Raw genomic sequence first — 23,972 nt, forward strand, 5'->3', positions numbered from 1 at the left:
TCCTCTCGGGCGGCGCGTCGGCGGGGTCGCCGTCACGACGCAAGGGACGCGCGGCATCTCGTCGATGCCACACGTCCCACGGCGCGGCCGTCCGGGCAATCGGGTCGTGCGTCTCGATCGTGCGCGCGCCCCGAGGGGGGGATCGCCGGGCGGAGCGGCCCGGCGATCCCGAGACGCCTCAGTCGAAGGCGTCGATGCGGATCCGGCCGTCTGCGACGCGCCGGTCGATTTCGGCCTCCGCCGCCGCGCGGTCGGTCCCGGCGGCACCGGCGAGAGCCGTGGCCAGCGCCTCGAGCACGCCGTCGACCAGGGCGCGACGACCGCAGACGTAGACGAGCGCGTCGGAGTCCGTCAGCCAGCGGCGGACGGTCTCGGCGAGGCCGGCGAGCCGCGCCGGCACGCGCATTCCGTTCGCGTCCCGCGAGAAGGCGGTGTCGAGCCGGGTGAGCGTGCCCTGGGCGAGGGCCGTCTCGAAGGTCTCGCGGTAGAGGTAGTCTCCGTTCGCGTGACGGTTGCCGAAGACGAGCCAGGCCGGTCCGGCCCGCCCCGTGGCCTTCCGCTCGGCGAGGAAGCCGGGGAAGGGGGCGATGCCCGTGCCCGAGGCGATCAGGAGGATCGGCCGGCGCGGATCGTCGGGCGGGTTGAAGCCGGGGTGGGCGGTGAGCCGCGCCGCGATCTCCTGGCCGATCGGCCACGACCGGGTCAGATGCTCCGACACGAGGCCGGTGCCCTGCCGCCCGTCGGCGTCGCTCCACAGGTGCAGCTTCACCGTGAGGTCGATCCGATGCGGGTCGGTGCGCGACGAACTGCCGATCGAGTAGCTGCGCTCGCGCGCGCCCGGTTCCGGGGCGATCCGCAGGAGGTCGCCGGGGCGGAAGTCGAGCGGCGTCGCGCTGGTCAGGCCGATCGCCCAGGTCTCCTGGGTGTCGCCGCCGCTCGGGTCGTCGAGACGGCGCCGTTCGGCGAGACGCAGGGCGAGCACCGGCCCCTCGACCGGCACGGTGGTGCCGCCGACCTTCACGCCGAGGCGCAGGTCGAGATCGCGCATCCATGCCGTCCAGGTCGGGCCGGGGTCGCGATCGGCGCGGGCCGGCGGCAGGCATTCCTCGGCGCCGGCCGCCTTCAGCGCGACGCGCAGACGTTCGGCGCCGCCGCAGAATTGCGCGTAGCTGCGATCGCCGAGACCGAGCACGGCATAGCGCACGCCGGCGAGCGCGTCGGGCGCGAGCGCCGTCACGAAGCGGCGCGCGCCGTCGGGGATCTCGCCCTCGCCGGTGGTCGAGGCGACGACGAGAACGAGACGGGCGCGACCCAGGTCGGACGCCTCGAGCGTGCCGAGCGGCGCGACCGCGACGGTCTCGCCCCCGGCGCGCAGCGCCTCGGCGGTCGCTTCGGCATAGCGCGTCGCGGTGCCGGTCTGGCTGGCGTGGGCGACGAGCACGTCGAGCGTGTCGGCGAGTTTCGCCGGACGTTCGCGCCGCCGCCGCGCATACCACGACCAGACGCCGGTGACGGTGAGGGCGAGGAGCGCCATCGACGCGACGAAGTTCACGAGGCCGGACCAGACGCCGCCCCACAGACCCTCATGGATCTGCTTGACCCACGACGGACCACTGGTCAGGCGATTGGCGCGGGTGTCGGTCACGACGAAGGTCGCCGGCTCGCCGGCGCGGGTGCGCATCATCACCGTGCCGCCACGGAAACCGCGCGCCTCGACCAGAGCGGAGAGGTCGACGTCGGGAGCGGCGATCGTCAGCGCCTGAGCGACGGTGACGGGACGGGCCGCGCGCGGCAGCGGCGTGCCGCCCTCGCCGACGTGCAGGCTCATCAGAACGCCGGTCAGGGGTGCCATCAGGGCGAGCGGGAACAGGAGCCAGCCGACCCCCATGTGCCAGCCGATCAGCGTGTTGCGGAAGCGCAGCCACGTCAGGAACGGCCCGGTGACGACGATCGCCACCATCGCCCAGGAGGCGATTTCGACGAGGAGGCCGAGGCCGACCAGCAACTGCTTGTGCAGACGTTCGGCGAGGCCGAAGACGTCGACGCCGCCGGGCACGTCGCCGACGCGCGCGCCGGAGGCGATGTCCCAGCGTCCGGCGACCGTCGGGTCGGCGGCGGTCACGTCGACCGCCCGGCCCTGATCGGCGATGGCGATGGCGGTGACCTTCGAGCGGGCATCGAGCGCGGTGACGAGCGGGGTCAGCGCCGGAGCGGAGACCGCCGCGCCGGGGGCGTCGGTGGCGAGCCCGGCCACGATCGGCCGGAAGGACAGGACCGCGCCCGACAGGATCACCAGGAGAAAGACGGGGGCGAGAACCAACCCCACCCAGCGATGGGCGCTGACGAGGGTCGGTCTGATCGTTGAGAGGGACATGACGAACTCCGATTCCCGGGCCCGCCGAGGGCAGGCCACGACATCGGTCTGGCACCGCCATGTCCCGCGAATGTCCCGCGTCGAGGCTTTTTCGTCATCGAATGTGGCGATCCCCGCCGCCGTGACATCTCGTTACAAATTTCCCGAGACCCGCCGCGCGCTTCGGCTATGGTGCGCGCGTCGAGATCTCCACCCCGCGCCGGAACTCACCGCCATGGAGCGCACCCCTCACATCCTCGTGGTCGACGACCACCGCGAGATCCGCGAACTGCTCGGCAAATACTTCGAGAAGAACGGCATGCGCGTCACCGTCGCCGACGGCGGCGTCGCCATGCGCAACGCCATGCGCACCGGCGCCTTCGATCTGGTGGTGCTCGACATCATGATGCCGGGCGAGGACGGATTGACGCTGTGCCGCTCGATCCGCCAGACCAGCGACGTGCCGATCGTCCTCCTCACCGCCGTCTCCGAGGAGACCGACCGGATCGTCGGCCTCGAGCTCGGCGCCGACGACTACGTCACCAAGCCGTTCAATCCGCGCGAGCTGCTCGCCCGCGTCCGCGCCATCCTGCGCCGTGCCGCCGTCGCGCCGCGCCCGAGCGAACCCACCTCCGGCCGGATTCTGCTGCGCTTCGACCGCTGGACGCTCGATCCCGCCTCGCACACGCTCCTCGACGAAACCGGAGCGGCGGTGCCGCTCGGCACGGCGGAATTCCGCCTGCTCCACACCTTCGTGACGCGTCCCGGCATCGTCCTGACCCGCGATCAGTTGCTCGACCTCACGGTCGGCCGCAGCGCCCAGGTGTTCGACCGCTCGATCGACAATCTCGTCAGCCGTCTGCGCCGCCGCATCGAGCCCGATCCGGCCCAGCCGAGTCTGATCAAGACGGTCTGGGGCGACGGCTACATGTTCGCCGGCCGGGTGGAGACGATCGAATGAGCCGCATCTGGCCGAAGAGCCTCGCCGGCCGCCTGATCGCGCTTCTGGTCGCCGCCCTGGCGATCGCGCAGGGCGTCGTCGTCTTCGTCATCCACGACGAGCAGCGCGGCATCGTCGAGGCGATGGCCCATGGTCAGGCCCTCAACCAGACCGTGACCCTCGCCCGCCTGCTGGCGCATTATCCCCCCTCGGAGGCCGGGCGCCTGGTCGCCGCCTTCGGCTCTCGCAGTTCCTGCGCGCGCCTGATCGAGGCCGCCCCGGCGGCGTCCGACCCCGAACTCGACGGGGCCGAACGGCACCTGACCGAGATCCTGGGCCGCATGCTCCACGGCGACTTCACCGGCCCCCCCCGGGTGACCGTCCAGCGCTCCGATCTCGCCGACTTCACCTGCGACGACGGGATGAACACGACCTCGCCCTATGCCGATCGCAAGGCAGAGGATCGCGCGCCGATCCACCTCGGCTCCTATTCGGCCGAGGCGGTGGTGCCGTTGAAGGACGGTCGCACGCTGATGTTCCGCACCTTGATCGAGGCGCCGCCGCTGCCGGCCTGGGTCGCGTTCCTCTCCTTCCTGCTCTCCTCCTCGGCGATCGCCGCGGTGGTGGTGATCGCGGTGCGCCGGCAGACCCGCGCCCTCGGCGATCTCGCCTCCGCCGCCGAGCGTTTCGGACGCGGCGACGAGGTGCCGGCCCTGCCGGAGGTCGGCTCGGCCGAGATCGTCGCGGCGACCCACGCCTTCAACACCATGCAGGAGCGCCTCCGCCGCTTCGTGTCGGAACGGCTGCGGCTCCTCGCCGCCGTCAGCCACGACCTGCGCACGCCGCTGACGACCCTGCGTCTCAAGGCCGAGTTCATCGACGACGAGGCCGCCCGCGACGACATGGTCGCGACGATCGAGGAATTGACCGCCATCACCGAGGCGACGCTCGCCTTCACCCGCGCCGAGGCCTCACACGAGGAGACCAAGACCGTGGATCTGGCGCGTCTGGTCGAGGACGTCGTCGACGAGTTCCGGCTCGGCGCCGCCGCCGTCGAGGTCGAGACCCCCGGCCCGGTGCGCTACGACTGCCGCCCGGTCGCCCTCAAACGCGCGGTGCGCAATCTCGTGGAGAACGCCGTAAGATATGGTGGCGCGGCGCGAGTCGCGCTGCGCGCGGGCGGGGAGGGACCGTCGATCGTCGTCGAGGACGATGGACCCGGCCTGCCGGCCGACCGGATCGAGGATGCGTTCCGCCCCTTCGTCCGGCTGGAACCGTCGCGCAACGCCGAGACCGGGGGCCTGGGCCTGGGCTTGGCGATCGCGCGGGGAATCGTCCAGGCACATGGCGGTCAGGTCGTCCTGACCAATCGCCCCGAGCGGGGCCTCAGGGCGGAACTGCGCCTTCCCGCCCGGGACGGTCGTTGAGACCTCGCCTTTCGTCGGGGGTGATTTGTATCGAAATGCTTCTGATCGGCCTTGAGCAATCTTTCGTTACAAATTCGACGGCCGACGACGAACTTTCGGAACTTCGAAGGTGCATCACTCGGCCCGTCCCCTCGAGGGGGACGGAATCATCGGAGTCGACCGTGTCCCTCATCTCGCCGCACATCCTGTCCGCCGTTTCGCGCGCGGCGCTCCTCGTCGCGGTGATCGCCGCCGCTCCGGCCGCGGCGCAGGCCCCCGGGGGCCCCGGCGCGGCGCGTCCCGAGGTCGGCGTGACGACGGTCCATCCGCAGAACGTCGCGGTCATGGTGGAACTGCCGGGGCGCACCAATGCCTCGCTGACCGCCGAGGTGCGCCCCCAGGTCGGCGGCATCCTCCAGAAGCAGCTCTATACGGAGGGCAGCGAGGTCGCCGCCGGCGATCCGCTCTACCAGATCGATCCCGCTCCCTACGCCGCCGCCCACGCCAGCGCCGAGGCGACCCTCGCCAAGGCACGCGCCTCGGTGCCCAACGCCCGTTCCAAGGTCGATCGCTATCAGGCGCTCGCCAAGCAGAACGCCGTCGCCCGCCAGGACCTCGACGACGCCGTCGCCACGCTCGCCCAGGCCGAGGCCGACGTCGCCGTCGCCGAGGCGGCGCTCGAGACCGCCCGCATCAATCTCGACTACACCACGATCCGCGCGCCGATCGCCGGCCGCATCGACAAGGCGAGCCTCACCCCGGGCGCCCTCGTCACCGCCGGCCAGTCGACCGTGCTCACCACCATCCGCACCATCGACCCGATCAACGTCGACATCACCCAGTCGAGCCGACGCCTGCTCGATCTGCGCGCCGCGATCGACGCCGGCACCATCCGCCTCGCCGGGGCGAACGTCCGCGTCACCCTGAAGCTCGAGAACGGCACGACCTACGCGCATGCCGGCACGCTCGCCTTCTCCGAGGCGAACGTCAGCCAGACCACCGGCACCTACACGCTGCGCGCCTCTTTCCCCAATCCCGAGCGCCTGCTCCTGCCCGGCATGTACGTCCGCGCGGTGGTCGAGGAGGGCGTCGCCGAGAACACGTTCCTGGTGCCGCAACGCGCCGTCGGTCACGACCCCAAGGGGCAGGCGACGGTGCTCGTCGTCGGCGCCGACGAGAAGGTGGTGACCCGCATCCTCGAACTCGGCGACCCCGTCGGCAATCGCTGGCGCGTCGAGAAGGGGCTTTCCGACGGCGACCGCGTCGTGGTCGAGGGCTCGCAGCGCGTGCGGCCCGGCGCCGCCGTCCAGGCGGTGGAGGTTCGCGTCGACGACGAGACCGGCGAGGTGATCCGCCGGGATCAGGGTTCGCTGCCGGCCGGCACCGTGGCGGATTGAGGATCGAGGATGTCGCGTTTCTTCATCGACCGTCCGGTCTTCGCCTGGGTTCTCGCCATCGCGGTGATGCTCGCCGGTCTCCTGGCGATCCAGACCCTCTCGATCTCGCAATATCCGCAGATCGCGCCGACCTCGGTGCGGATCTCGGCGAGCTATCCCGGCGCGGACGCGGCGACCGTCGAGAACTCGGTGACCAAGATCATCGAGCAGGGCATGACCGGCCTCGACAATCTCGACTACATGACCTCGACCTCGACCTCCACGGGTCAGGCGTCGATCTCCATCACCTTCACCTCCGCCGCCAATCCCGACGTGGCGCAGATGCAGGTGCAGAACAAGCTGCAACTGGTCACCTCGCAGCTGCCGCAGGTGGTCCAGTCGACCGGCATCTCGGTCAACAAGGTCTCCTCGGGCTTCCTGATGGTGGTGAGCTTCGTCTCCACCGACGGCGCGCTCACGACGACCGATCTCGCCGATTACGTCGAAGCCTCGCTGAACGACACGCTGAAGCGGGTCGAGGGCGTCGGCGACACCCAGATCTTCGGCGCCGGCTATGCCATGCGCATCTGGCTCGACCCGGACAAACTGGCGAAATACGCCCTGATGCCGGGTGACGTCGCCACCGCGATCAAGGCGCAGAACACCCAGATCTCGGCCGGCCAGCTCGGCAGCCTGCCGACCGTGAAGGGCCAGCAGCTCAACGTCACCGTGACCGCGCGCTCGCGCCTGCAGACGCCGGCGCAGTTCAGGGCGATCATCCTGAAGAGCCAGACCGACGGCTCGCTGGTGCGCCTCGAGGACGTCGCCACCGTCGAACTCGGCGCCGAGAGCTACACCCACACCTCGAGCTACAACGGCCAGCCCGCCACCGGCGTCGCCGTCAGCCTCGCCACCGGCGCCAACGCCATCGCCACCTCGACGCGGGTCCAGGAGGCGATCGAGCGGCTGAAACCGACCTTCCCGCGCAACGTCGAGGTGGTCTACCCCTACGACACCACGCCCTTCGTGCGCCTGTCGATCCAGGAGGTGGTGAAGACGCTGGTCGAGGCGGTGGCGCTGGTCTTCTTGGTGATGCTGGTGTTCCTGCAGAACCTCCGCGCGACCCTCATCCCCACCATCGCCGTTCCGGTGGTGCTGCTCGGCACCTTCGCGGTGCTGTCGGCGGCGGGCTATTCGATCAACACCCTCACCATGTTCGCGATGGTGCTGGCGATCGGCCTCCTGGTCGACGACGCCATCGTCGTCGTCGAGAATGTCGAACGGGTGATGGCGGAAAAGGGGATCGGCCCGCGCGAGGCGACCCTCGCCTCGATGTCGGAGATCACCGGCGCCCTGATCGGCATCGCCACGGTCCTGTCGGCGGTGTTCGTGCCGATGGCCTTCTTCGGCGGTTCGGTCGGCGTCATCTATCGCCAGTTCTCGGTGACGATCGTCGCGGCGATGGTGTTGTCGGTCCTGGTCGCGCTGATCCTGACGCCGGCGCTCTGCGCCACGATCCTGACGCCGGTCGCCGCCCATCACGAGCGTCGCGGCCTGTTCGGCCTCTTCAATCGCGGCTTCGCCCGCACCACCGACGCCTATCACGCCGCCGCCGGCGTGGTGACGAGGCGTCGGATCGCCTTTCTCGGCGTCTATCTCCTGATCGTCGTCGGCGCCGGACTGCTCTTCACCCGGCTTCCCGGCTCGTTCCTGCCGGAGGAGGACCAGGGGATCCTGCTCACCGCCGTGCAACTTCCCGCCGGCGCCACCCAGGACCGCACCATCCGCGCCGTGGAACGCGTCTCCACCTGGTATCGCACCAACGAGAAGGACGCGGTCGACGGGGTGATGGCCGTTGTCGGCTTCGGCTTCGGCGGTCAGGGCCAGAACGTCGGCATCGTCTTCATCCGCCTGAAGCCCTTCGACGAGCGCCGCGTCAAGACGCTTTCGGCCGCCGCGGTGGCGGAGCGCGCGCGCCGCGCCTTCGCCGCCGACCGCGACGCCATGATCTTCCCGATGGCTCCTCCGGCGATCCAGGGCATGGGCAATTCCAACGGTTTCGACGTCTATCTGAAGGACGTCGAGGGCGCCGGCCACGAGCGCCTGACCGAGGTCCGCAACCTGCTTCTCGCCGCCGCGGCGCGCGATCCGTCCCTGATCGCGGTGCGCCCCAACGGCCAGGAGGATACGCCCCAATACGCGATCGACGTCGATCAGGAGAAGGCGTCGGCCTTCGGCCTGTCGCTCGGAGACGTCAACACGACGCTCTCCACCGCCTGGGGCTCCGACTACGTCAACGACTTCATCGATCGCGGCCGCGTCAAGCCGGTCTATCTTCAGGCCGACGCGCCGTTCCGCAGCCAGCCGAGCGATCTCGGCCGCTGGCACGTCCGCAACACCACCGGCGAGATGGTGCCCTTCTCCGCCTTCGCGACCGGGCGCTGGACCTACGGATCGCCGCGCCTCGAGCGCTACAACGGTTCGCCCGCCGTCGAGATCGTCGGCGCCGCTGCGCCCGGCGTCTCCACCGGCACGGCGATGGACGCGGTCGATCGGCTGGCGAGCGTGCTGCCGGCGGGCTTCTCGCACGAATGGACCGGGCTTTCGGCCCAGGAGAAGCTCTCCGGCAATCAGGCCGGCGCGCTCTACGCGATCTCCGCGCTCGTCGTCTTCCTCGCCCTGGCGGCGCTCTACGAGAGCTGGTCGGTGCCCTTCGCGGTGATGCTGTCGGTGCCGATCGGCATCTTCGGCGCGCTCGGCGCGGCGCTCCTGTTCGGTCAGACCAACGACGTCTATTTCAAGGTCGGCCTCCTCACCACCATCGGTCTGTCGGCCAAGAACGCGATCCTGATCGTCGAATTCGCGATCGATCGCGAGGCGGCCGGGGAGGGGCTCGTCGAGGCGACGCTCTCCGCCGCCCGTCAGCGCCTGCGCCCGATCATCATGACCTCGCTCGCCTTCATCCTCGGCGTCACGCCGCTGGCGATCGCCTCGGGGGCGGGCTCGGGCGCGCAGAACTCGGTCGGCATCGGCGTTCTCGGCGGTATGATGGCCGCCACCGTCATCGGTGTCTTCTTCGTGCCGCTCCTCTATGTTGCGGTTCGCCGTCTCTTCCCGGGCCGGTCACGCCCCAACGCCGGAACTCTCGCCCATGAACCGTGATTCCCTGCGTCGTGACGAGCGTGCCCCGAGCCGTACCCCGGCCGCCCTGCGGGGAGCGGGCTTCGCCTCGCTCCTCGGTCTCGCGCTGCTCGGCGGCTGCGCCGTCGGTCCCGACGTCACGCCGACCGACGTGACGCTCCCGGCGCGTTGGCACGGCGCCGGTCACGCCCGGCCGACCACCGCCGCCGTCCTCGGCGAATGGTGGCGCGATCTCCGCGATCCGCTCCTCGACGACCTCGTCGCCGCCGCCGTCGACGGCAATCTCGACGTGAAGACGGCGGCCGCCAAGATCCGCGAAGCTCGCGCCGGGCGCCGGCAGGCGGTCGCCGGGCTCCTGCCGACCCTCGACGGCTCGGCCTCGGGAATGCGCCGCCAGACCGTCGCCTCCGGTTCGCCGGTCGTCGGCAGTCTCTTCCAGGCCGGGCTCGATGCCGGCTGGGAGGTCGATCTCTTCGGCGCCAATGCCCGCGCCGCCGAGGCGGCCGATCGCGGCGTGGAGGCCGGCGCGGCCGATCTCGACGCGGTGCTCTTGACGCTGGTCGGCGACGTCGCCGCCAACTACGCCGAATTGCGCGGCTATCAGGCCCGCATCGATCTCGCCCGCCGCACCGCGCGCTCCCAGCGCGAGACCGCCGCCTTGACCCGCACCCGCTTCGAGGCGGGCTCGGCCTCCGCCGTCGACACCGCCAAGGCCGAGGCCGCCGCCGCGACCACCGAGGCCGGCATCCCGACTCTGGTGATCGCCGAGGCCGAGACCGTGCATCGGCTCTCGGTCCTGACCGGCCGCGAGCCCGGCGCCCTCGCCGAGACCCTGCGCAAGGGCGGCCGGATCCCGATGCCGCGCCGAGCGCTGCCGGCGGGCGTGCCGGCCGACGTGCTGCGCAATCGGCCGGACGTGCGCGCCGCCGAGCGCCGGGTCGCGCAATATACAGCCAAGCTCGCCGCCTCCGAGGCGGCGCTCTATCCCTCGATCTCGCTCACCGGATCGATCTCCACCTCCGCCGTTCGTCCCGGCGATCTCGCCAAGGCCTCGACCATCGCCTGGTCGTGGGGGCCGACCGTCACCGTGCCGATCTTCGAGGGCGGCCGGCTGATCGCCGCGCGCGACGGGGCCGCCGCCGTGCGCGACGAATATCTCCTCGCCTGGCGCTCCACCGTCCTGTCGGCGCTCGAGGACGTCGAGAACGCGCTCGTCGCCTCGGCCGAGGACAAGAAGCGCTCCGGCCGGCTCGCCTCGGCGGCGGCCTCCTACCGGCGCGCCGCCGAGCTCTCGCGCTCGCTCTACAAATCCGGCTCGGCGAGCTTCCTCGACGTGCTCGACGCCGAACGCTCGCTCTATTCGGCAGAGGACAGCGCGATCCAGAGCCGCGTCGCGGTCGTCACCGACCACATCGCCCTCGCCAAGGCCCTCGGCGGCGGCTGGGTGCGCCCGGTCGCGACCGATCGGCCCGAGGTGATCGACGCGGAGACCGGCCCGCGCCTGCGCCTCGCGCCGGCGATCGCATCGGCGCGCTGAGCGCGTCGGCCGTGGCTCAGGGGGTCGCGGCGCCTTCGTGCAGGTCGCTGAACGACCGCCCGGAGGAGGTGAGATGCGCCCGCATTTCGCGCGCCGCCGCCTCGCTGTCGCCGCGCAGGATCGCCTGGACGACGCGGCCGTGTTCGGCGTGGCTGACGACGAGCCGCCCGAGCCCCTGGAACTGCGCGCGCCGGAAGGCGAGGACGCGGCGGCGCACGCCGAGCGCCGTCTCCTCGAGAAAGGCGTTGTGGCTCGCCGCGTAGACGAATTCGTGGAAGCGGTCGTTGACCTCCCGATAGCCGGAGACGTCGCCGACGCGCACCAACTCGCCGGCCGCCTCGTGCATCGCCTCGAGCTCGGTGCGCTCGGCCGCCGTCATCGACCGTGTCGCCCAGGCGGCGCAGAGCGCCTCGAGCTCGGCCATCACCACGAACATCTCCTCGAGGCGCGCGGCGTCGAGCGAGGCGACCACGGCGCCGCGATGCGGGCGATGTTCGACCAGTCCGGAGGCGGCGAGTTCGCGCAGGGCCTCGCGCACCGGCGTGCGCGAGACGCCGAACCGCTCCGCGAGCGTCGTCTCGTCGAGTGCCTCGCCCGGCCGCAACCGGCCATAGGCGATGTCCTCGGCCAGTTCCTGGCGCAGTCGCTCGGTGTGGGTCGCGCCTCCCGTCCTGCGGCGGCGTCTCGACGAGACCGCCGGACGGCCGTCTTGCGTCGGCTCCATGGGTCCTCCGTTCGTGGTCAGATGCGCTTTGGCACGAATCCGCGACGGCGTCCATGCTCGCGCGCATGGGACCGGCGGCGTCTCACGCGTTATGCTCGCGTCGGTCCATCGATGCGGAGGTCATCGCGCATGAACGCCACGATTCCCATCATCGACGTCACCGGCCTCGCGGCCGGCGATCCGGCGGCGCTCGCCCGGATCGCCGGCGACGTCGGCGCCGCCGCCCGTGAGGTGGGCTTCTTCGGCATCACCGGCCACGGCGTCGATCACGCTCTGCGCGAGGCCGTCTTCGCCGCCGCCGAGGCCTTCTTCGCGCTCCCGCAGGAGAAGAAGGCGCCGCTCGCCATCGATCGGATCGGCGGCAATCGCGGCTGGATCGCGCCGGGCACCGAGGCGCTCGACCCGACGACGCGCCCGGACGGCAAGGAGGCCTTCAACATCGGCTTCGACCCGCCGGCCGGGCCGACCCGCAACGGCTGGCCCGACCTTCCGGGCTTTCGCGAGACGATGGAGGCGTGGTTCGCCGCCGTCTTCCGCCTCGGCCTCGATCTCCATCGCGCCGTCGCGATCGATCTCGGCGCCCCGGAGGACACCTTCGCCCATGCCTTCGACGCGCCGATGGCGACGCTGCGGCTGCTGTGCTATCCCCCCGTCGACGACGCCTGGAGCGCCGATCTCGGCGCCGGCGTCCACACCGACTACGGCAATCTGACGCTCCTCGCCACCGATACGGTCGGCGGCCTCGAGGTGCGCCGCCGCGACGGGGTGTGGATCGCCGCGCCGATCCTCGAGGACGGTTTCGTCGTCAACATCGGCGATTGCCTGATGCGCTGGTCGAACGACGTCTACGTCTCGACGCCGCACCGCGTGGTGGCGCCGCGCCGGCAGGTGCGCCGCTCGGTCGCCTTGTTCCTCGACCCCTCGCCCGACGTGGTGGTCGCGGCGCTGCCGAGTTGCGTCGCGCCGGGCACGCGCCCGAAGCACCCGCCGATCACCGCCGGCGACCATCTCGCCGCCCGTCTCGCCGCCACCCATCGCACGGCCTCCGGCGCGCGCGTCGCGCCGACCCCCGCACCCGACCTCGCGCCGCGCGGGCGCTGAGGCGCATCTGCGCAAATTGTATGTAATGATTAAAAAGTAGTCATATTCGATCCACATTCGGCGCGATCGAGGGCAGGAGGCGGTCGAAGAACGCGATGGAAGCCCGGTTCCGCCGGTCGTGTGAAACATCGAGAATGCCGTCCATTCGATTGAAATAAAAAGAATAATGCCGTGGCGAGATCGCCCTTCTCGGCGCTTGGCACGTCGATTGCCAATACCTTCGACAGTCAGGGCGTCGTTGCATACAACGCGCCGCCGATCCATCGAGGGGGGTCTCGCATGTCAAAGTTTCTGCTGTCCCGTCGTACGCTCCTGAAGTCCGCGGCGGCGAGCCTCGTCGGCGCGCCCTTCGTCGGTGGCGTCGAAACCGCCACCGCCGCCGGTCTGACCATCGGCATCGTCTACGTCGGGCCGCGCGACGATTTCGGCTGGAACCAGGCGCATGCGGTCGCGGCGGTGGAGCTGAAGAAGGTCCCGGGCGTCACCGTGGTCGAGGAGGAGAACGTCCCCGAGACCATCGCCGTGCAGAAGACCATGGAATCGATGATCCAGCTCGACGGCGCCAAGCTGATCTTCGCCACCTCCTTCGGCTATTTCGACCCGCACATGATCGAGATGGCGAAGAAGTACCCCGACGTCGAGTTCCGCCACGCCATCGGCCTGTGGCAGAAGGACAAGCATCCCTCGAACGCCGGCTCCTACTACGCCTATCTGCATCAGGCCCATTACGTCGACGGCATCGCCGCCGGTCTTTCGACCAAGACGAACAAGCTCGGCTTCATCGCCGCCAAGCCGATCTCCTCGGTGCTCCAGAACATCAACGCCTTCACCATGGGCGTGCGGAAGGTGAACCCGGCCGCGACCGTCCAGGTGATCTTCACCGGCGACTGGTCGTTGCCCGTGCGCGAGGCCGAGGCCACCAACGCCCTCGCCGACGCCGGTTGCGACGTGATCACCTGCCACGTCGACAGCCCCAAGGTGGTGGTGGAGACCGCCGAGAAGCGCGGCGTCATGTGCTGCGGCCACAACGCCTCACAGGCCTCGCTGGCGCCGAAGGGCTTCATCACCGGCGCCGAATACAAGTGGGCGACGATCTACAAGAACTTTGCCGAACTTCTCTCGAAGGGCGAAAAACTGCCGAATTTCGAGCGCGGCGGTTACGACAGGGACTATGTCCGGAACACCGCCTTCGGCCCGGCCGCCTCCGAGGCCGCGCGCAAGGCCGCGACCGCCGCGATCGCCGATCTGAAGGCGAACGAGCCCTATGTCGCCGGCGAGTTGAAGGACAACAAGGGCAACGTGGTCGTCCCCGCCGGCAAGGTCGTCGACAATTACGACGTCTTCCTGGAGACGACCAATTATCTCGTCGAGGGCGTGATCGGCTCGGCCGGATGATGTCGCAACCGGGGTAGGGCGCCAGCGCCGTTCCCCCGTTCCGCGCGCCTCGCCGCTTCGGCGGCGGGGCACCGCCCCTCCGTCCGGTTCGTCCGGGCGCGTCCTCGGGAGGTCGCCCTTTGAGCGCCGTCACCGCCGATCCCGTGTCTCCTGAACCGTCGCGCCTCGCCGCGCTCGGCCCGGCCGTCGAGGCGGTGATCGTGCCGATCGGCGCGGTCGCCGCCGCCGCCGCGCTGTTCTCGCTGTTCCTCCTCGTCCTCGGCAAATCGCCGTTGACCTTCTTCGAGCTCCTGTGGCGCGGCGGCTTCGGCACCGCGTTCTCCTGGCAGAACACGCTGATCCGCACCGCGCCGCTGATCTTCACCGCGCTCTGCGTGGCGCTGCCGGCCCGGCTCGGGCTCATGATCATCGGCGGCGAGGGCGCCCTGGTGATCGGCGGGTTCGCGGCCGCCGTGGTCGCCCTGCCGATGATCGGCGTGATGCCCGGCTGGGTCGCGATGCCCGTGATGTTCGCGGCCGCCGCTCTCGCCGGCGCCCTCTGGATCGGCTTCGTCGGGTACCTACGCCACGTCCGCGCCGTCAACGAGACCATCGCCTCGCTCTTGATGTTCTACATCGCCGTGGCGGTTCTCAATTTCTTCGTCGAGGGGCCGCTGCGCTCGCCGACGGATCCCAACAAGCCTTCGACCGCGCCGATCGGCGCCGATTTCAAGGTCGGCTCGATCCCCGGCCTCGACGTCCATTGGGGCCTCGTCGTCGGCGTCGTCCTGGCGATCGCCGCCCATGTCCTGATGACCCGCACCACCTTCGGCTTCGCCGCCCGCGTCACCGGCGGCAACGTCCGGGCGGCGCGCGCGCAGGGGCTGCCGGTGGGCAAGCTGATGATCGCCACCTGCGCGCTGGCCGGGGCTTGCGCCGGGATCGCCGGCTATTTCGAGGTGGCGGCGGTGTCCGGCAAGGCCAATGCCTCGCTGATCGCCGGCTACGGCTTCACCGGCATCCTCGTCTCCTTCCTCGCCCGCCACAATCCGATCGCCATTCCGCCGGTGGCCGTGCTGTTCGGCGGTCTCGCGGCGGCGGGCGGCCTGATCCAACGTCGCATGGGCCTGCCGGACGCCTCCGTGCAGGTGCTCCAGGGCCTGATCTTCCTCTTCATCCTGGTGTCCGAGACCGTCTACGGGCGCCTCTCCCTCTTCAGCCCGGAGACGCGCCGATGACCGACGTGGTGACCACCGTGGCCGTGGCCATGTTCGCCGGCGCCGTGCGCGTCTCGACGCCCTTCCTCTTCGTCAGCCTCGGCGAGTGCCTGACCGAGAAGTCCGGCCGCATCAATCTCGGCCTCGAGGGAACGCTGGTGTTCGGTGCCATGAGCGCCTACGCGGTCTCCTATCTCTCCGGCAGCCCCTGGGTCGGGGTGCTCGCCGCCGGCCTCGCCGGCTCGCTCTTCGGCGCGCTGCACGGGGCGATCTGCCGCCTGCCCAAGGTCTCCGACATCGCCATCGGCATTGCGCTGATGCTGTTCGGCACCGGCTTCGCCTTCTTCCTCGGCAAGGGCTTCATCCAGCCGACGGCGCCGCGGCTCCAGGCGATCGACCTCGGCTTTCTCGTCTCCGACCCGCAGTTGAAGGTCGCGTTGCAGATCAATCCGCTGTTCTTCATCGGACTGATCCTTGCGGTCGTGCTGTGGTGGGGCTTCGCCAACACGCGGATCGGCCTCGTCGTGCGGATGACCGGCGACAGCGCCGCGACGGCGCGCGCCATGGGCGTCTCGGTCGACGGAGTGCGGTTCTGGGCGACGACGGTCGGCGGCTTCCTCGCCGGCGTCGGCGGCGCCTTCCTGTCGCTGTTCTATCCCGGCTCGTGGAACGAAGGGCTCTCGTCGGGCCAGGGCCTGATGGCGGTGGCGCTGGTCATCTTCTCGCGCTGGAACCCGCTCGCCTGCGTCGCCGCCGCTTTGCTCTTCGGCGCCGCCGGTGCCCTCGGGCCGGCGCTCCAGTCGGTCGGCATCTCCCAGGGCTACCACTTCTTCAACGCCGCCCCGCACATCCTGACCCTCGCCATCATGATCGCCACGAGTTCCTCGAAGCGGTCGCTGAAGGGCGCGCCGGGCGAACTCTCCATCACCAAGTGAGGCCGAACCCATGACCACGCTGCCCGCCGATCCCTACGCCTGGCCCTTCGACGGCGACCTCCGGCCCGAGAACACCGCGCTGATCATCATCGACATGCAGACCGACTTCTGTGGGCCCGGCGGCTACGTCGACACGATGGGCTACGACCTGTCGCTGACTCGCGCGCCGATCGAGCCGATCAAATCGGTGCTGGCCGCCTTCCGCGCCAAAGAGTTCACGGTGATCCACACCCGCGAGGGCCATCGCCCCGACCTCGCCGATCTCCCCGCCAACAAGCGCTGGCGCTCGCAACGCATCGGCGCCGGCATCGGTGACGCCGGCCCCTGCGGCCGCATCCTCGTGCGCGGCGAGCCGGGCTGGGACATCATCGAGGACGTCTATCCGCTGCCGGGCGAGCCGATCATCGACAAGCCCGGCAAGGGCTCGTTCTGCGCCACCGATCTCGAGCTGATCCTGAACCTCAAGGGGATCCGCAACATCGTCTTGACCGGCATCACCACCGACGTCTGCGTCCACACCACCATGCGCGAGGCCAACGATCGCGGCTTCGAATGCCTGCTGCTCGAGGACTGCTGCGGCGCCACCAAATACGAGAACCATCTCGCCGCGATCGACATGATCAAGATGCAGGGTGGCGTCTTCGGCGCCGTCGCCACCTCCACCATGCTGCTGGAGGCGATCGGATGAGCGAGGAGGGGGGACGCGCCATCGGCGTCGAGACCATCGGCATGACCAAGATCTTCGGATCGCTAGTCGCGCTCGAGGACGTGTCGATCCGGGTCCGCCCGGGAACGCTCCACGCGCTCCTCGGCGAGAACGGCGCCGGCAAGTCGACGCTGGTCAAATGCATGATGGGCTTCTACCAGCCGACCCGTGGCCAGATGTCGATCGAGGGCCACGAAGTGGCGATCCGCAATCCGCGCGACGCCTCCGAGGCCCGTCTCGGCATGGTCTACCAGCACTTCACCCTGGTGCCCTCGCTCACCGCTGCCGAGAATCTGATCGTCTCTCGCCCCGATTGCCCCGAGATCATCGACTGGAAGCGCGAGATCGCCGCCCTCGACGCCTTCATGGCGACCATGCCGTTCCGGGTCCGGCTCGATACGCCGGTCTCCAACCTGTCGGCGGGCGAGAAGCAGAAGCTCGAGATCCTCAAGCAACTGTACCTCGATCGCCGTTTCGTCGTCCTCGACGAGCCGACCTCGGTGCTGACCCCCGACGAGGCCGACGAAATGCTCGGCCTCCTCAAGGGCATGACCACGCGCGGCGAACTGACCATCCTGATGATCACCCACAAGTTCCGTGAGGTGACGGCCTATGCCGACGAAGTCTCGATCCTCAGGCGCGGGCGCTGCGTCGGCGGCGGGCTGGTCGGCGAGATCGGCACGCAAGAGATGGCCCGCCTGATGATCGGCGACGCCGAGATCCGCGAGCGCGCCGCCCGCGTCGAGCGAACCGCGACGCCGGTCGTGCTCGACCTCGCCGCGCTCCACGCCAGCGACGACGACGGCCTGCCTGCGATCACCTCGATCGACCTCAAGGTCCACGAAGGCGAGATCGTCGGCATCGCCGGGGTCTCCGGCAACGGCCAGTCGGAACTGGTCGAGGTGCTCTCCGGCCAACGCGACCTCGACGACGGCCGCATCCTCGTCCACGGCCACGGCTTCGAGCCGGTGCGCGACCAGATGGCCCGCCTCAAGGTGTTCTCACTCCAAGAGGAACCCTTGAGGAACTCCGCCGTGCCGCGCATGACGGTGGCCGAGAACATCGCGCTCAGGACCTTCGACGAGGCGCCGATCGCCTCGCTCGGCTGGTGGCTGAAGCCGGGCACGATGAAGGCGCGGGCGCGCGACCTGATCGCCCGCTACCGGGTCAAGACGCCCTCCACCGACACCCCGATCGAAAACCTCTCCGGCGGCAACGTCCAGCGCGCCGTGTTGGCGCGCGAGCTCTCCGGCGACGTCGACGTGCTGATCGTCGCCAACCCCTGTTTCGGGCTCGACTTCGCCTCCGTCGCCGAGATCCGCACCCAGATCCTCGAGCAGCGCAATCGCGGCGCGGCGGTGCTGCTCGTCTCCGAGGACCTCGACGAGATCCTCGAGCTTTCCGACCGCGTCGCCGTCATGTCGGGCGGGCGCATCACCCTCGACGCGCCGATCGGGGCGACCGACCGCTCGGCGATCGGCCATGCCATGGCGGGAGGCCATTGAATGATCACCGTGGACGCCCGACCCTTCGCCTATGCCTTCCCACCGGAGAAGACCGCGCTGGTCGTCATCGACATGCAGCGCGATTTCGTCGAGCCCGGCGGCTTCGGCGAGACGCTCGGCAACGACGTCTCGCGGCTCACCGCCATCGTACCGACGGTCGCGCGTCTGATCGGCCTCGCCCGCGCCGAGGGCTGGACCGTGGTCCACACCCGCGAGAGCCACGACGCCACCCTCTGCGACTGCCCGCCCGCCAAACGCGAGCGCGGCGCGCCGACCTTGCGCATCGGCGACGCCGGCCCGATGGGCCGCATCCTGGTGCGTGGCGAACCGGGCAACGCCATCGTCGACGCGCTCGCCCCGATCGACGGCGAGATCGTCATCGACAAGCCGGGGAAGGGCGCCTTCTACGCCACCGCCCTCGGCGACGTGCTGCGCCTCAAGGGCATCACGCACCTGATCTTCGCCGGTGTCACGACCGAGGTCTGCGTCCAGACCACGATGCGCGAGGCGAACGATCGCGGCTACGACTGTCTGCTGATCGAGGATGCGACCGAGAGCTATTTCCCCGCCTTCAAGGCGGCGACGCTCGACATGATCACCGCGCAAGGCGGCATCGTCGGCTGGGCCGCGCCGCTCGCCGCGCTCGAGGCGGCGGTCGCTCGCGAGGACGGGGGCGTGACATGGAAGTGAACATCCCCGAGGTGCTCGCCGAGGTGACGGCGATCTTCGAGGCCTACGAGGCCGCCTTCGTCGCCGACGACACCGACGAACTCGCCCGCCTCTTCTGGTCGGACGCCCGCGTCCTGCGCTACGGCATCGCCGACATGCAGCACGGGCCGGAGGAGCTCGCCGCCTTCCGCGTCGCCTTCTCCGCCGCTTTTCCCGCCTTCGACCTCGCCCGCGATCTCGACCGGACCGTGATCACCACCTTCGGCCGCGACTTCGCCACCGCCTCGACCCTCTTCCGTCGCGCCTCGGCGCCGGGGCAGGTCGGGCGGCAGATGCAGACCTGGGCGCGCTTCGCCGACGGCTGGAAGGTGGTCGCCGCCCACGTCAGCCTCGTCGCCGACGAACCGGCGGAGGGGTGACGCCATGACCGAGCCGATCGAACGCTGGAAGGGCCGCAACGAGACCAAGGACGCGCTGCGCCGCTGCGTCTGGGCCGATCTCGAGACCTCCGGCGCCGCCGTCGACAGCCCTTGGAGCCGCATTCCGAACTATGTCGGCGCCGAAGAGGCGGCGGCGCGGCTGACCACGCTCCCCGCCTGGGAGGCGGCGCGGATCGTCAAGTCGAACCCCGACCCGGCCCAGATCCCGCTGCGCCGCCGCGCGCTCGAGGCCGGCAAGATCCTCTATGCCCCGGTGCCGGAACTGGTGAAGCCCTTTCCCTTCGTCGAGCTCGATCCGGAGGACCTCGCCCGGCGCGGCATCGCCTTCGCGGACGCCGCTCGCTCCGAGGTCTTCGTCGAGATCGGCCGCCCGCTCGACTTCCGCGCGATGAAGCCGATGGACTTCGTCGTCGTCGGCTGCGTGGCGGTGACCCGCGCCGGCGGGCGCACCGGCAAGGGCGGCGGCTTCGCCGATCTCGAACTCGGCATCTTCCGCGAATTGGGGCTGGTGCCCGATCACGCGCCGATCGTCACCACGGTGCACGACGTCCAGGTGGTCGACGACGAGCGCATCGTCATGCTGGCCCACGATCAACCGCTCGACTGGATCGCCACGCCGAGCGCCCTGATCGAGACGAAGACGCCCTATCCCGACCCGACCGGCGTCGCCTGGGATCTGGTCCAGCCCGATCAATATGCCGGCATTCCCTTCCTCGCCGACCTGCGGCGCGACCTCGAGGCCGCCGCCGCGCGGCGCCGTCCTCTTTCCCCTCCGTCCCATGAGTCCCGGCGATGACCCTTCCGACCTTTCTCGATCTCGCCACCCTCGCCGACGGCTATCGCGCCGGCGCCTTCACCCCGCTCGACGTGGTCGAGGCGGTGATCGCCCGGATCGAGGCCTCCGCCGACCCGGCGATCTGGATCGCGCGCGTCCCCGCCGACGCCTTGCGCGTAGCGGCGCGGGCGCTCGGCCCCGTTCCAGATCCGGAAAAGCCGCTGTGGGGCGTGCCCTTCGCGGTCAAGGACAACATCGACGTCGCCGGGCTTCCCACGACCGCCGCCTGTCCCGCCTTCGCCTATGAGGCGGGCGCCGACGCGGAGGTCGTCGCCCGGCTGAAGGCGGCGGGCGCCCTCGTCGTCGGCAAGACCAACCTCGATCAGTTCGCCACCGGCCTCAACGGCACCCGCTCGCCCTATGGCGCGCCGCGCTCGGTCTTCTCCGCCGCCCATGTCTCCGGCGGCTCCTCGTCGGGCTCGGCGGTGGCGACCGCCGCCGGCCTCGTCGCCTTTGCCCTCGGCACCGACACCGCCGGATCGGGCCGGGTGCCCGCCGCCTTCAACAATCTCGTCGGGGTCAAGCCGACGGTCGGTCTCGTCCCCTCGACCGGGCTCGTCCCGGCCTGTCGCAGCCTCGACTGCATCTCGATCTTCGCCGGCACGGTCTCCGACGCGACGACGATCCGCCGGGTGATCCAAGGGTTCGACGCGCGCGATCCCTTTTCGCGGCCCCATCGGCCGGCGCCGCTCGTCACCGAGGGCTTCCGCTTCGGCGTGCTCGCCGGCGCGGAGCGGGAATTCTTCGGCGACGCCGAGACCGAGGCGCTCTACGACGCGGCGATCACGCGGCTCGAGGGCCTCGGCGGCACGGCGGTCGAGATCGACTACGCGCCGTTCCGCGACTGCGCCGAACTGCTCTACGGTGGCCCCTGGGTCGCCGAGCGGCTGGCGGCGATCGAGGCCTTTCATGCCGATCACGCCGACGCGATGGATCCGACGGTCGCGGCGATCGTCGGCGGGGCGAAGCGCTTCTCCGCCGTCGACGCCTTTCGTGGCCTCTATGCGCGTGAGGCGTTGCGGCAGAAGACCGACGCGGAATGGGCCAAGGTCGACGTGCTGCTGCTGCCGACCGCCCCGACCATCTACACCGTCCAGGCGATGCGCGCCGATCCGATCCGGCTCAATTCGAACCTCGGCCGATACACCAATTTCGTCAATCTGCTCGATTGCGCCGCGGTCGCGATCCCGGCCGGGTTCCGCGCCGACGGTCTGCCGGCGGGCGTCACCCTGATCGGCCCGGCCTTCACCGACGACGGCCTCGCCGTCCTCGCCGATCGCCTCCACCGCGCCGGCCCTTGCGGCATGGGGATCGACACCGCCGCCCCGCTCGGTGGCGCCCCGCTCGCGCCCTCGACCGAAGGGCTGATCGCGATCGGCGTGGTCGGCGCCCATCTCTCCGGCGAGCCGCTCAACCACCAGTTGACCGCTGTCGGCGGCGTCCTGCTCCGGGCGACGCGGACCGCGCCCGATTATCGCCTGTTCGAAGTGCCCGGCGCGACGCCGGCCAAGCCCGGCCTGGTGCGCGCCCCCGGCTTCGCCGGTCCGGGGCTCGAGATCGAGGTCTGGGGGCTTCCCGCCGCCGCCGCCGGACGGTTCGTCGCCGCGATCCCGGCCCCGCTCGGCATCGGCAAGGTGCGCCTCGCCGACGGCACCGAGGTCTCCGGCTTCCTCTGCGAGGCCCATGCGGTCGAGGGCGCGCGCGACATCACCAAGACCGGCGGCTGGCGCGCCCATCGCGCCGGGGCCGCCTGAGCGATCGGAGAGGCAGGCTCTCAGGCGGAGATCGCCGCCGTGTCCGCTTCCGGCCGCCGTTGCAGCGGCGGAAACTGGTCGGCGGTCAGCGTCTCCTCGGCGATCAGCCGCGCCGCGCCGGCGTCGAGATCGGCGCGGCGGCGGGCGAGGAGATCGCGCGCGCGTTGCTCGGCCGTCTCGACCAGATCACGCACCGCGACGTCGATCTCACGCCGGGTGGTCTCCGACGCCCCGCCGACGTCGTCGCGCGGCAGGCCGAGGAACGGCTGGGCGGGCTGGGCATAGGTGCGCTCGCCGATCGCCTCGGCCATGCCGTAGCGGGTGACCATCTCGGTCGCGACCTCGGTGGCGCGCTGGAGATCGTCGGCCGCGCCGGTCGAGACGTCTCCGTCATAGATCATCGCCTCGGCCGCGCGACCGCCCATCAGCACCGCGAGACGGTTCTCGAGATCGCTGCGGGCGAGCAGGAAGCGGTCCTCGGTCGGCCGTTGCAGCGTGTAGCCGAGCGCCCCGACGCCGCGTGGCACGATCGAGACCTTCTGGACCGGATCGACCCCGGGTAGGCTCGCCGCGACCAGGGCGTGGCCCATCTCGTGGACCGCGACCCGGCGCCGTTCGGCCGGGTTCAACACGCGGCTCTTCTTCTCGATGCCGGCGACGATGCGCTCGATCGCCACGACGAAATCCTCGGTGCCGACCGCGTCGGCGTCGCGGCGGGTGGCGGCGATCGCCGCCTCGTTGACCAGATTGGCGAGATCGGCGCCGGTGAAGCCGGTCGAAAGGCCGGCGATCGCGTCGAGATCGACGTCGGCGGCGAGACGGATCTTGCGGACGTGCACCTTCAGGATGGCGAGGCGACCGCCCCGGTCGGGCCGATCGACCAGCACCTGACGGTCGAAGCGGCCGGCCCGGAGCAGCGCCGGGTCGAGAATCTCCGGCCGATTGGTGGCGGCGAGGAGGATCACGCCGATGCTCGGATCGAACCCGTCGAGTTCGGCGAGGAGCTGGTTGAGCGTCTGTTCCTTCTCGTCGAACCCACCCATGGCGCCGGCTGCGCGCGAGCGGCCGAGCGAGTCGAGTTCGTCGATGAAGATGATGCAGGGCGCGGCGGAGCGGGCCTGCTCGAAGAGATCGCGCACCCGCGCCGCGCCGACGCCGACGAACATCTCGACGAATTCCGAGCCGGAGATCGAGAAGAACGGCACGCCCGCCTCGCCGGCGACCGCGCGCGCAAGCAGCGTCTTGCCGGTACCGGGCGGGCCGACCAGCAGAATGCCCTTGGGCACGCGCGCCCCGAGCCGGCCGTAGCTCTTGGGATCCTTCAGGAAGTCGACGACCTCCCGCAACTCGAACTTGGCCTCGTCGACCCCGGCGACGTCGGCGAAGGTGGTCTTGGTGTCGGTCTCCACGAAGACCTTGGCATGCGATCGGCCGATCGACATCATCCCGCCGAGGCCCTGCCTGTCGGCGAGGCGACGGATCAGCACGACCCAGACGAAATAGAAGACGAGCGCCGGCGCCACCCAGGAGAACACGGTCTGGAAGACGCCGTCGGAGGGCACGCCGGTGACGGTGACGCCCTTGGCCGCGAGTTTCTCCGCGAGCGCCGGGTCGACGCGGACGGTGGCGAAATCGGTGCCGCCGCCGGGCAGGCGATCCTTCACCCGCCCACGCACAACCGAGGACCCCACCTCGACCTCGCCGACCGAACCGGCCGCCACCAGTTCCTCGAACCGGCTCCACGGGATCGTCTCGATCCGCCCGGTGGCGGTGAGGACCCATTGCAGCAACATGACGCCGACGACGGCGACGAAGACGTACCAGAGGGTGACGTCGTGCTTTCGAGACGAGGGATCGGACGCCATGGCATGCTCCGTTCGGGTCCGCCGCGGAGGCGGTGGACCCGTCGGGCGGATCATACCCCCGGTGTGCTCGCACGACCACACCGGGGGCGAGGGG

Annotated in this window: 18 protein-coding genes; 15 read left to right on the plus strand and 3 right to left on the minus strand. The window is 70.5% G+C overall.

The window, feature by feature from the left end; genetic code table 11:
* Window positions 1-178: 178 nt before the first annotated feature.
* Window positions 179-2,374 (minus strand): PepSY domain-containing protein, encoded by a 2,196-nt coding sequence (locus tag J3S89_RS12270; RefSeq protein WP_217927840.1) that lies wholly within the window; start codon window positions 2,372-2,374, stop codon window positions 179-181.
* A gap of 214 nt (window positions 2,375-2,588) precedes the next feature.
* Here J3S89_RS12270 and J3S89_RS12275 point away from each other — a divergent pair, with 214 nt between their 5' ends.
* The 5 genes from J3S89_RS12275 to J3S89_RS12295 all read left to right on the plus strand — a co-directional run bounded on the left by J3S89_RS12275 (window position 2,589) and on the right by J3S89_RS12295 (window position 10,753).
* On the plus strand, window positions 2,589-3,314 hold the full coding sequence (locus tag J3S89_RS12275; RefSeq protein WP_217927841.1) for a response regulator: 726 nt from the start codon (window positions 2,589-2,591) through the stop codon (window positions 3,312-3,314).
* Entirely contained in the window at window positions 3,311-4,720 is a 1,410-nt protein-coding gene (locus J3S89_RS12280; protein ID WP_217927842.1) for an ATP-binding protein, read from the plus strand. The genes J3S89_RS12275 and J3S89_RS12280 overlap by 4 nt, the downstream gene beginning before the upstream one ends.
* 161 nt (window positions 4,721-4,881) lie before the next feature.
* Window positions 4,882-6,096, plus strand: coding sequence for an efflux RND transporter periplasmic adaptor subunit (locus J3S89_RS12285; RefSeq protein WP_420801296.1), 1,215 nt, complete (start codon window positions 4,882-4,884; stop codon window positions 6,094-6,096).
* A gap of 9 nt (window positions 6,097-6,105) precedes the next feature.
* Window positions 6,106-9,237 carry an efflux RND transporter permease subunit gene (locus J3S89_RS12290; RefSeq protein WP_217927844.1) on the plus strand — a complete coding sequence of 1,044 codons (3,132 nt, stop codon included), beginning with the start codon at window positions 6,106-6,108 and terminating at the stop codon, window positions 9,235-9,237.
* Window positions 9,227-10,753 (plus strand): efflux transporter outer membrane subunit, encoded by a 1,527-nt coding sequence (locus tag J3S89_RS12295; RefSeq protein WP_217927845.1) that lies wholly within the window; start codon window positions 9,227-9,229, stop codon window positions 10,751-10,753. Before J3S89_RS12290 ends, J3S89_RS12295 begins: the two co-directional genes overlap by 11 nt.
* Window positions 10,754-10,769: 16 nt before the next feature.
* Here the strand turns inward: J3S89_RS12295 and J3S89_RS12300 are convergent, their stop codons facing one another.
* Window positions 10,770-11,477 (minus strand): GntR family transcriptional regulator, encoded by a 708-nt coding sequence (locus J3S89_RS12300; protein WP_217927846.1) that lies wholly within the window; start codon window positions 11,475-11,477, stop codon window positions 10,770-10,772.
* 129 nt (window positions 11,478-11,606) lie between these two features.
* On the opposite strand from J3S89_RS12300, the gene J3S89_RS12305 reads away from it, so the two are divergent.
* The 10 genes from J3S89_RS12305 to atzF all read left to right on the plus strand — a co-directional run bounded on the left by J3S89_RS12305 (window position 11,607) and on the right by atzF (window position 22,013).
* Complete coding sequence (locus tag J3S89_RS12305) at window positions 11,607-12,578, plus strand: isopenicillin N synthase family dioxygenase (RefSeq protein ID WP_217927847.1); 972 nt, start codon at window positions 11,607-11,609, stop codon at window positions 12,576-12,578.
* A gap of 279 nt (window positions 12,579-12,857) precedes the next feature.
* On the plus strand, window positions 12,858-13,973 hold the full coding sequence (locus J3S89_RS12310; protein WP_217927848.1) for a BMP family ABC transporter substrate-binding protein: 1,116 nt from the start codon (window positions 12,858-12,860) through the stop codon (window positions 13,971-13,973).
* Window positions 13,974-14,092: 119 nt separating this feature from the next.
* Complete coding sequence (locus tag J3S89_RS12315; protein WP_217927849.1) at window positions 14,093-15,190, plus strand: ABC transporter permease; 1,098 nt, start codon at window positions 14,093-14,095, stop codon at window positions 15,188-15,190.
* Window positions 15,187-16,104: an ABC transporter permease gene (locus J3S89_RS12320; protein WP_217927850.1), complete on the plus strand. Its 918-nt coding sequence runs from the start codon at window positions 15,187-15,189 to the stop codon at window positions 16,102-16,104. Before J3S89_RS12315 ends, J3S89_RS12320 begins: the two co-directional genes overlap by 4 nt.
* 10 nt (window positions 16,105-16,114) lie before the next feature.
* Window positions 16,115-16,792 (plus strand): biuret amidohydrolase, encoded by a 678-nt coding sequence (gene biuH / locus J3S89_RS12325; RefSeq protein WP_217927851.1) that lies wholly within the window; start codon window positions 16,115-16,117, stop codon window positions 16,790-16,792.
* The gene (locus J3S89_RS12330) at window positions 16,789-18,315 is read left to right on the plus strand and encodes an ABC transporter ATP-binding protein (RefSeq protein WP_217927852.1); all 1,527 of its coding nucleotides are present in this window, start codon (window positions 16,789-16,791) and stop codon (window positions 18,313-18,315) included. Before biuH ends, J3S89_RS12330 begins: the two co-directional genes overlap by 4 nt.
* On the plus strand, window positions 18,316-19,005 hold the full coding sequence (locus tag J3S89_RS12335) for a cysteine hydrolase family protein (RefSeq protein WP_217927853.1): 690 nt from the start codon (window positions 18,316-18,318) through the stop codon (window positions 19,003-19,005).
* Complete coding sequence (hpxZ, locus tag J3S89_RS12340) at window positions 18,996-19,403, plus strand: oxalurate catabolism protein HpxZ (protein ID WP_217927854.1); 408 nt, start codon at window positions 18,996-18,998, stop codon at window positions 19,401-19,403. Before J3S89_RS12335 ends, hpxZ begins: the two co-directional genes overlap by 10 nt.
* A gap of 4 nt (window positions 19,404-19,407) precedes the next feature.
* Entirely contained in the window at window positions 19,408-20,220 is an 813-nt protein-coding gene (locus J3S89_RS12345; RefSeq protein ID WP_217927855.1) for a 5-formyltetrahydrofolate cyclo-ligase, read from the plus strand.
* Window positions 20,217-22,013 (plus strand): allophanate hydrolase, encoded by a 1,797-nt coding sequence (gene atzF / locus J3S89_RS12350; protein ID WP_217927856.1) that lies wholly within the window; start codon window positions 20,217-20,219, stop codon window positions 22,011-22,013. The genes J3S89_RS12345 and atzF overlap by 4 nt, the downstream gene beginning before the upstream one ends.
* Before the next feature lie 20 nt (window positions 22,014-22,033).
* Here atzF and ftsH read toward each other — a convergent pair whose 3' ends face one another.
* Window positions 22,034-23,878, minus strand: coding sequence for an ATP-dependent zinc metalloprotease FtsH (ftsH, locus tag J3S89_RS12355; RefSeq protein ID WP_217927857.1), 1,845 nt, complete (start codon window positions 23,876-23,878; stop codon window positions 22,034-22,036).
* Between the last annotated feature and the right edge of the window lie 94 nt (window positions 23,879-23,972).

This window comes from Pinisolibacter aquiterrae, from assembly GCF_019160155.1.
GTDB lineage: Bacteria > Pseudomonadota > Alphaproteobacteria > Rhizobiales > Ancalomicrobiaceae > Pinisolibacter > Pinisolibacter aquiterrae.

Excerpts from the sequence above, each read along its gene's own strand:
- biuH (WP_217927851.1), top strand. The coding sequence starts at position 16,115 with ATGACCACGCTGCCCGCCGATCCCTACGCCTGGCCCTTCGACGGCGAC.
- J3S89_RS12335 (WP_217927853.1), top strand. The coding sequence starts at position 18,316 with ATGATCACCGTGGACGCCCGACCCTTCGCCTATGCCTTCCCACCGGAG.
- J3S89_RS12330 (WP_217927852.1), top strand. The coding sequence starts at position 16,789 with ATGAGCGAGGAGGGGGGACGCGCCATCGGCGTCGAGACCATCGGCATG.
- J3S89_RS12320 (WP_217927850.1), top strand. The coding sequence starts at position 15,187 with ATGACCGACGTGGTGACCACCGTGGCCGTGGCCATGTTCGCCGGCGCC.
- J3S89_RS12295 (WP_217927845.1), top strand. The coding sequence starts at position 9,227 with ATGAACCGTGATTCCCTGCGTCGTGACGAGCGTGCCCCGAGCCGTACC.
- hpxZ (WP_217927854.1), top strand. The coding sequence starts at position 18,996 with ATGGAAGTGAACATCCCCGAGGTGCTCGCCGAGGTGACGGCGATCTTC.
- atzF (WP_217927856.1), top strand. The coding sequence starts at position 20,217 with ATGACCCTTCCGACCTTTCTCGATCTCGCCACCCTCGCCGACGGCTAT.
- J3S89_RS12300 (WP_217927846.1), bottom strand. The coding sequence starts at position 11,477 with ATGGAGCCGACGCAAGACGGCCGTCCGGCGGTCTCGTCGAGACGCCGC.
- J3S89_RS12345 (WP_217927855.1), top strand. The coding sequence starts at position 19,408 with ATGACCGAGCCGATCGAACGCTGGAAGGGCCGCAACGAGACCAAGGAC.
- J3S89_RS12275 (WP_217927841.1), top strand. The coding sequence starts at position 2,589 with ATGGAGCGCACCCCTCACATCCTCGTGGTCGACGACCACCGCGAGATC.
- ftsH (WP_217927857.1), bottom strand. The coding sequence starts at position 23,878 with ATGGCGTCCGATCCCTCGTCTCGAAAGCACGACGTCACCCTCTGGTAC.
- J3S89_RS12270 (WP_217927840.1), bottom strand. The coding sequence starts at position 2,374 with ATGTCCCTCTCAACGATCAGACCGACCCTCGTCAGCGCCCATCGCTGG.
- J3S89_RS12280 (WP_217927842.1), top strand. The coding sequence starts at position 3,311 with ATGAGCCGCATCTGGCCGAAGAGCCTCGCCGGCCGCCTGATCGCGCTT.
- J3S89_RS12290 (WP_217927844.1), top strand. The coding sequence starts at position 6,106 with ATGTCGCGTTTCTTCATCGACCGTCCGGTCTTCGCCTGGGTTCTCGCC.
- J3S89_RS12305 (WP_217927847.1), top strand. The coding sequence starts at position 11,607 with ATGAACGCCACGATTCCCATCATCGACGTCACCGGCCTCGCGGCCGGC.
- J3S89_RS12310 (WP_217927848.1), top strand. The coding sequence starts at position 12,858 with ATGTCAAAGTTTCTGCTGTCCCGTCGTACGCTCCTGAAGTCCGCGGCG.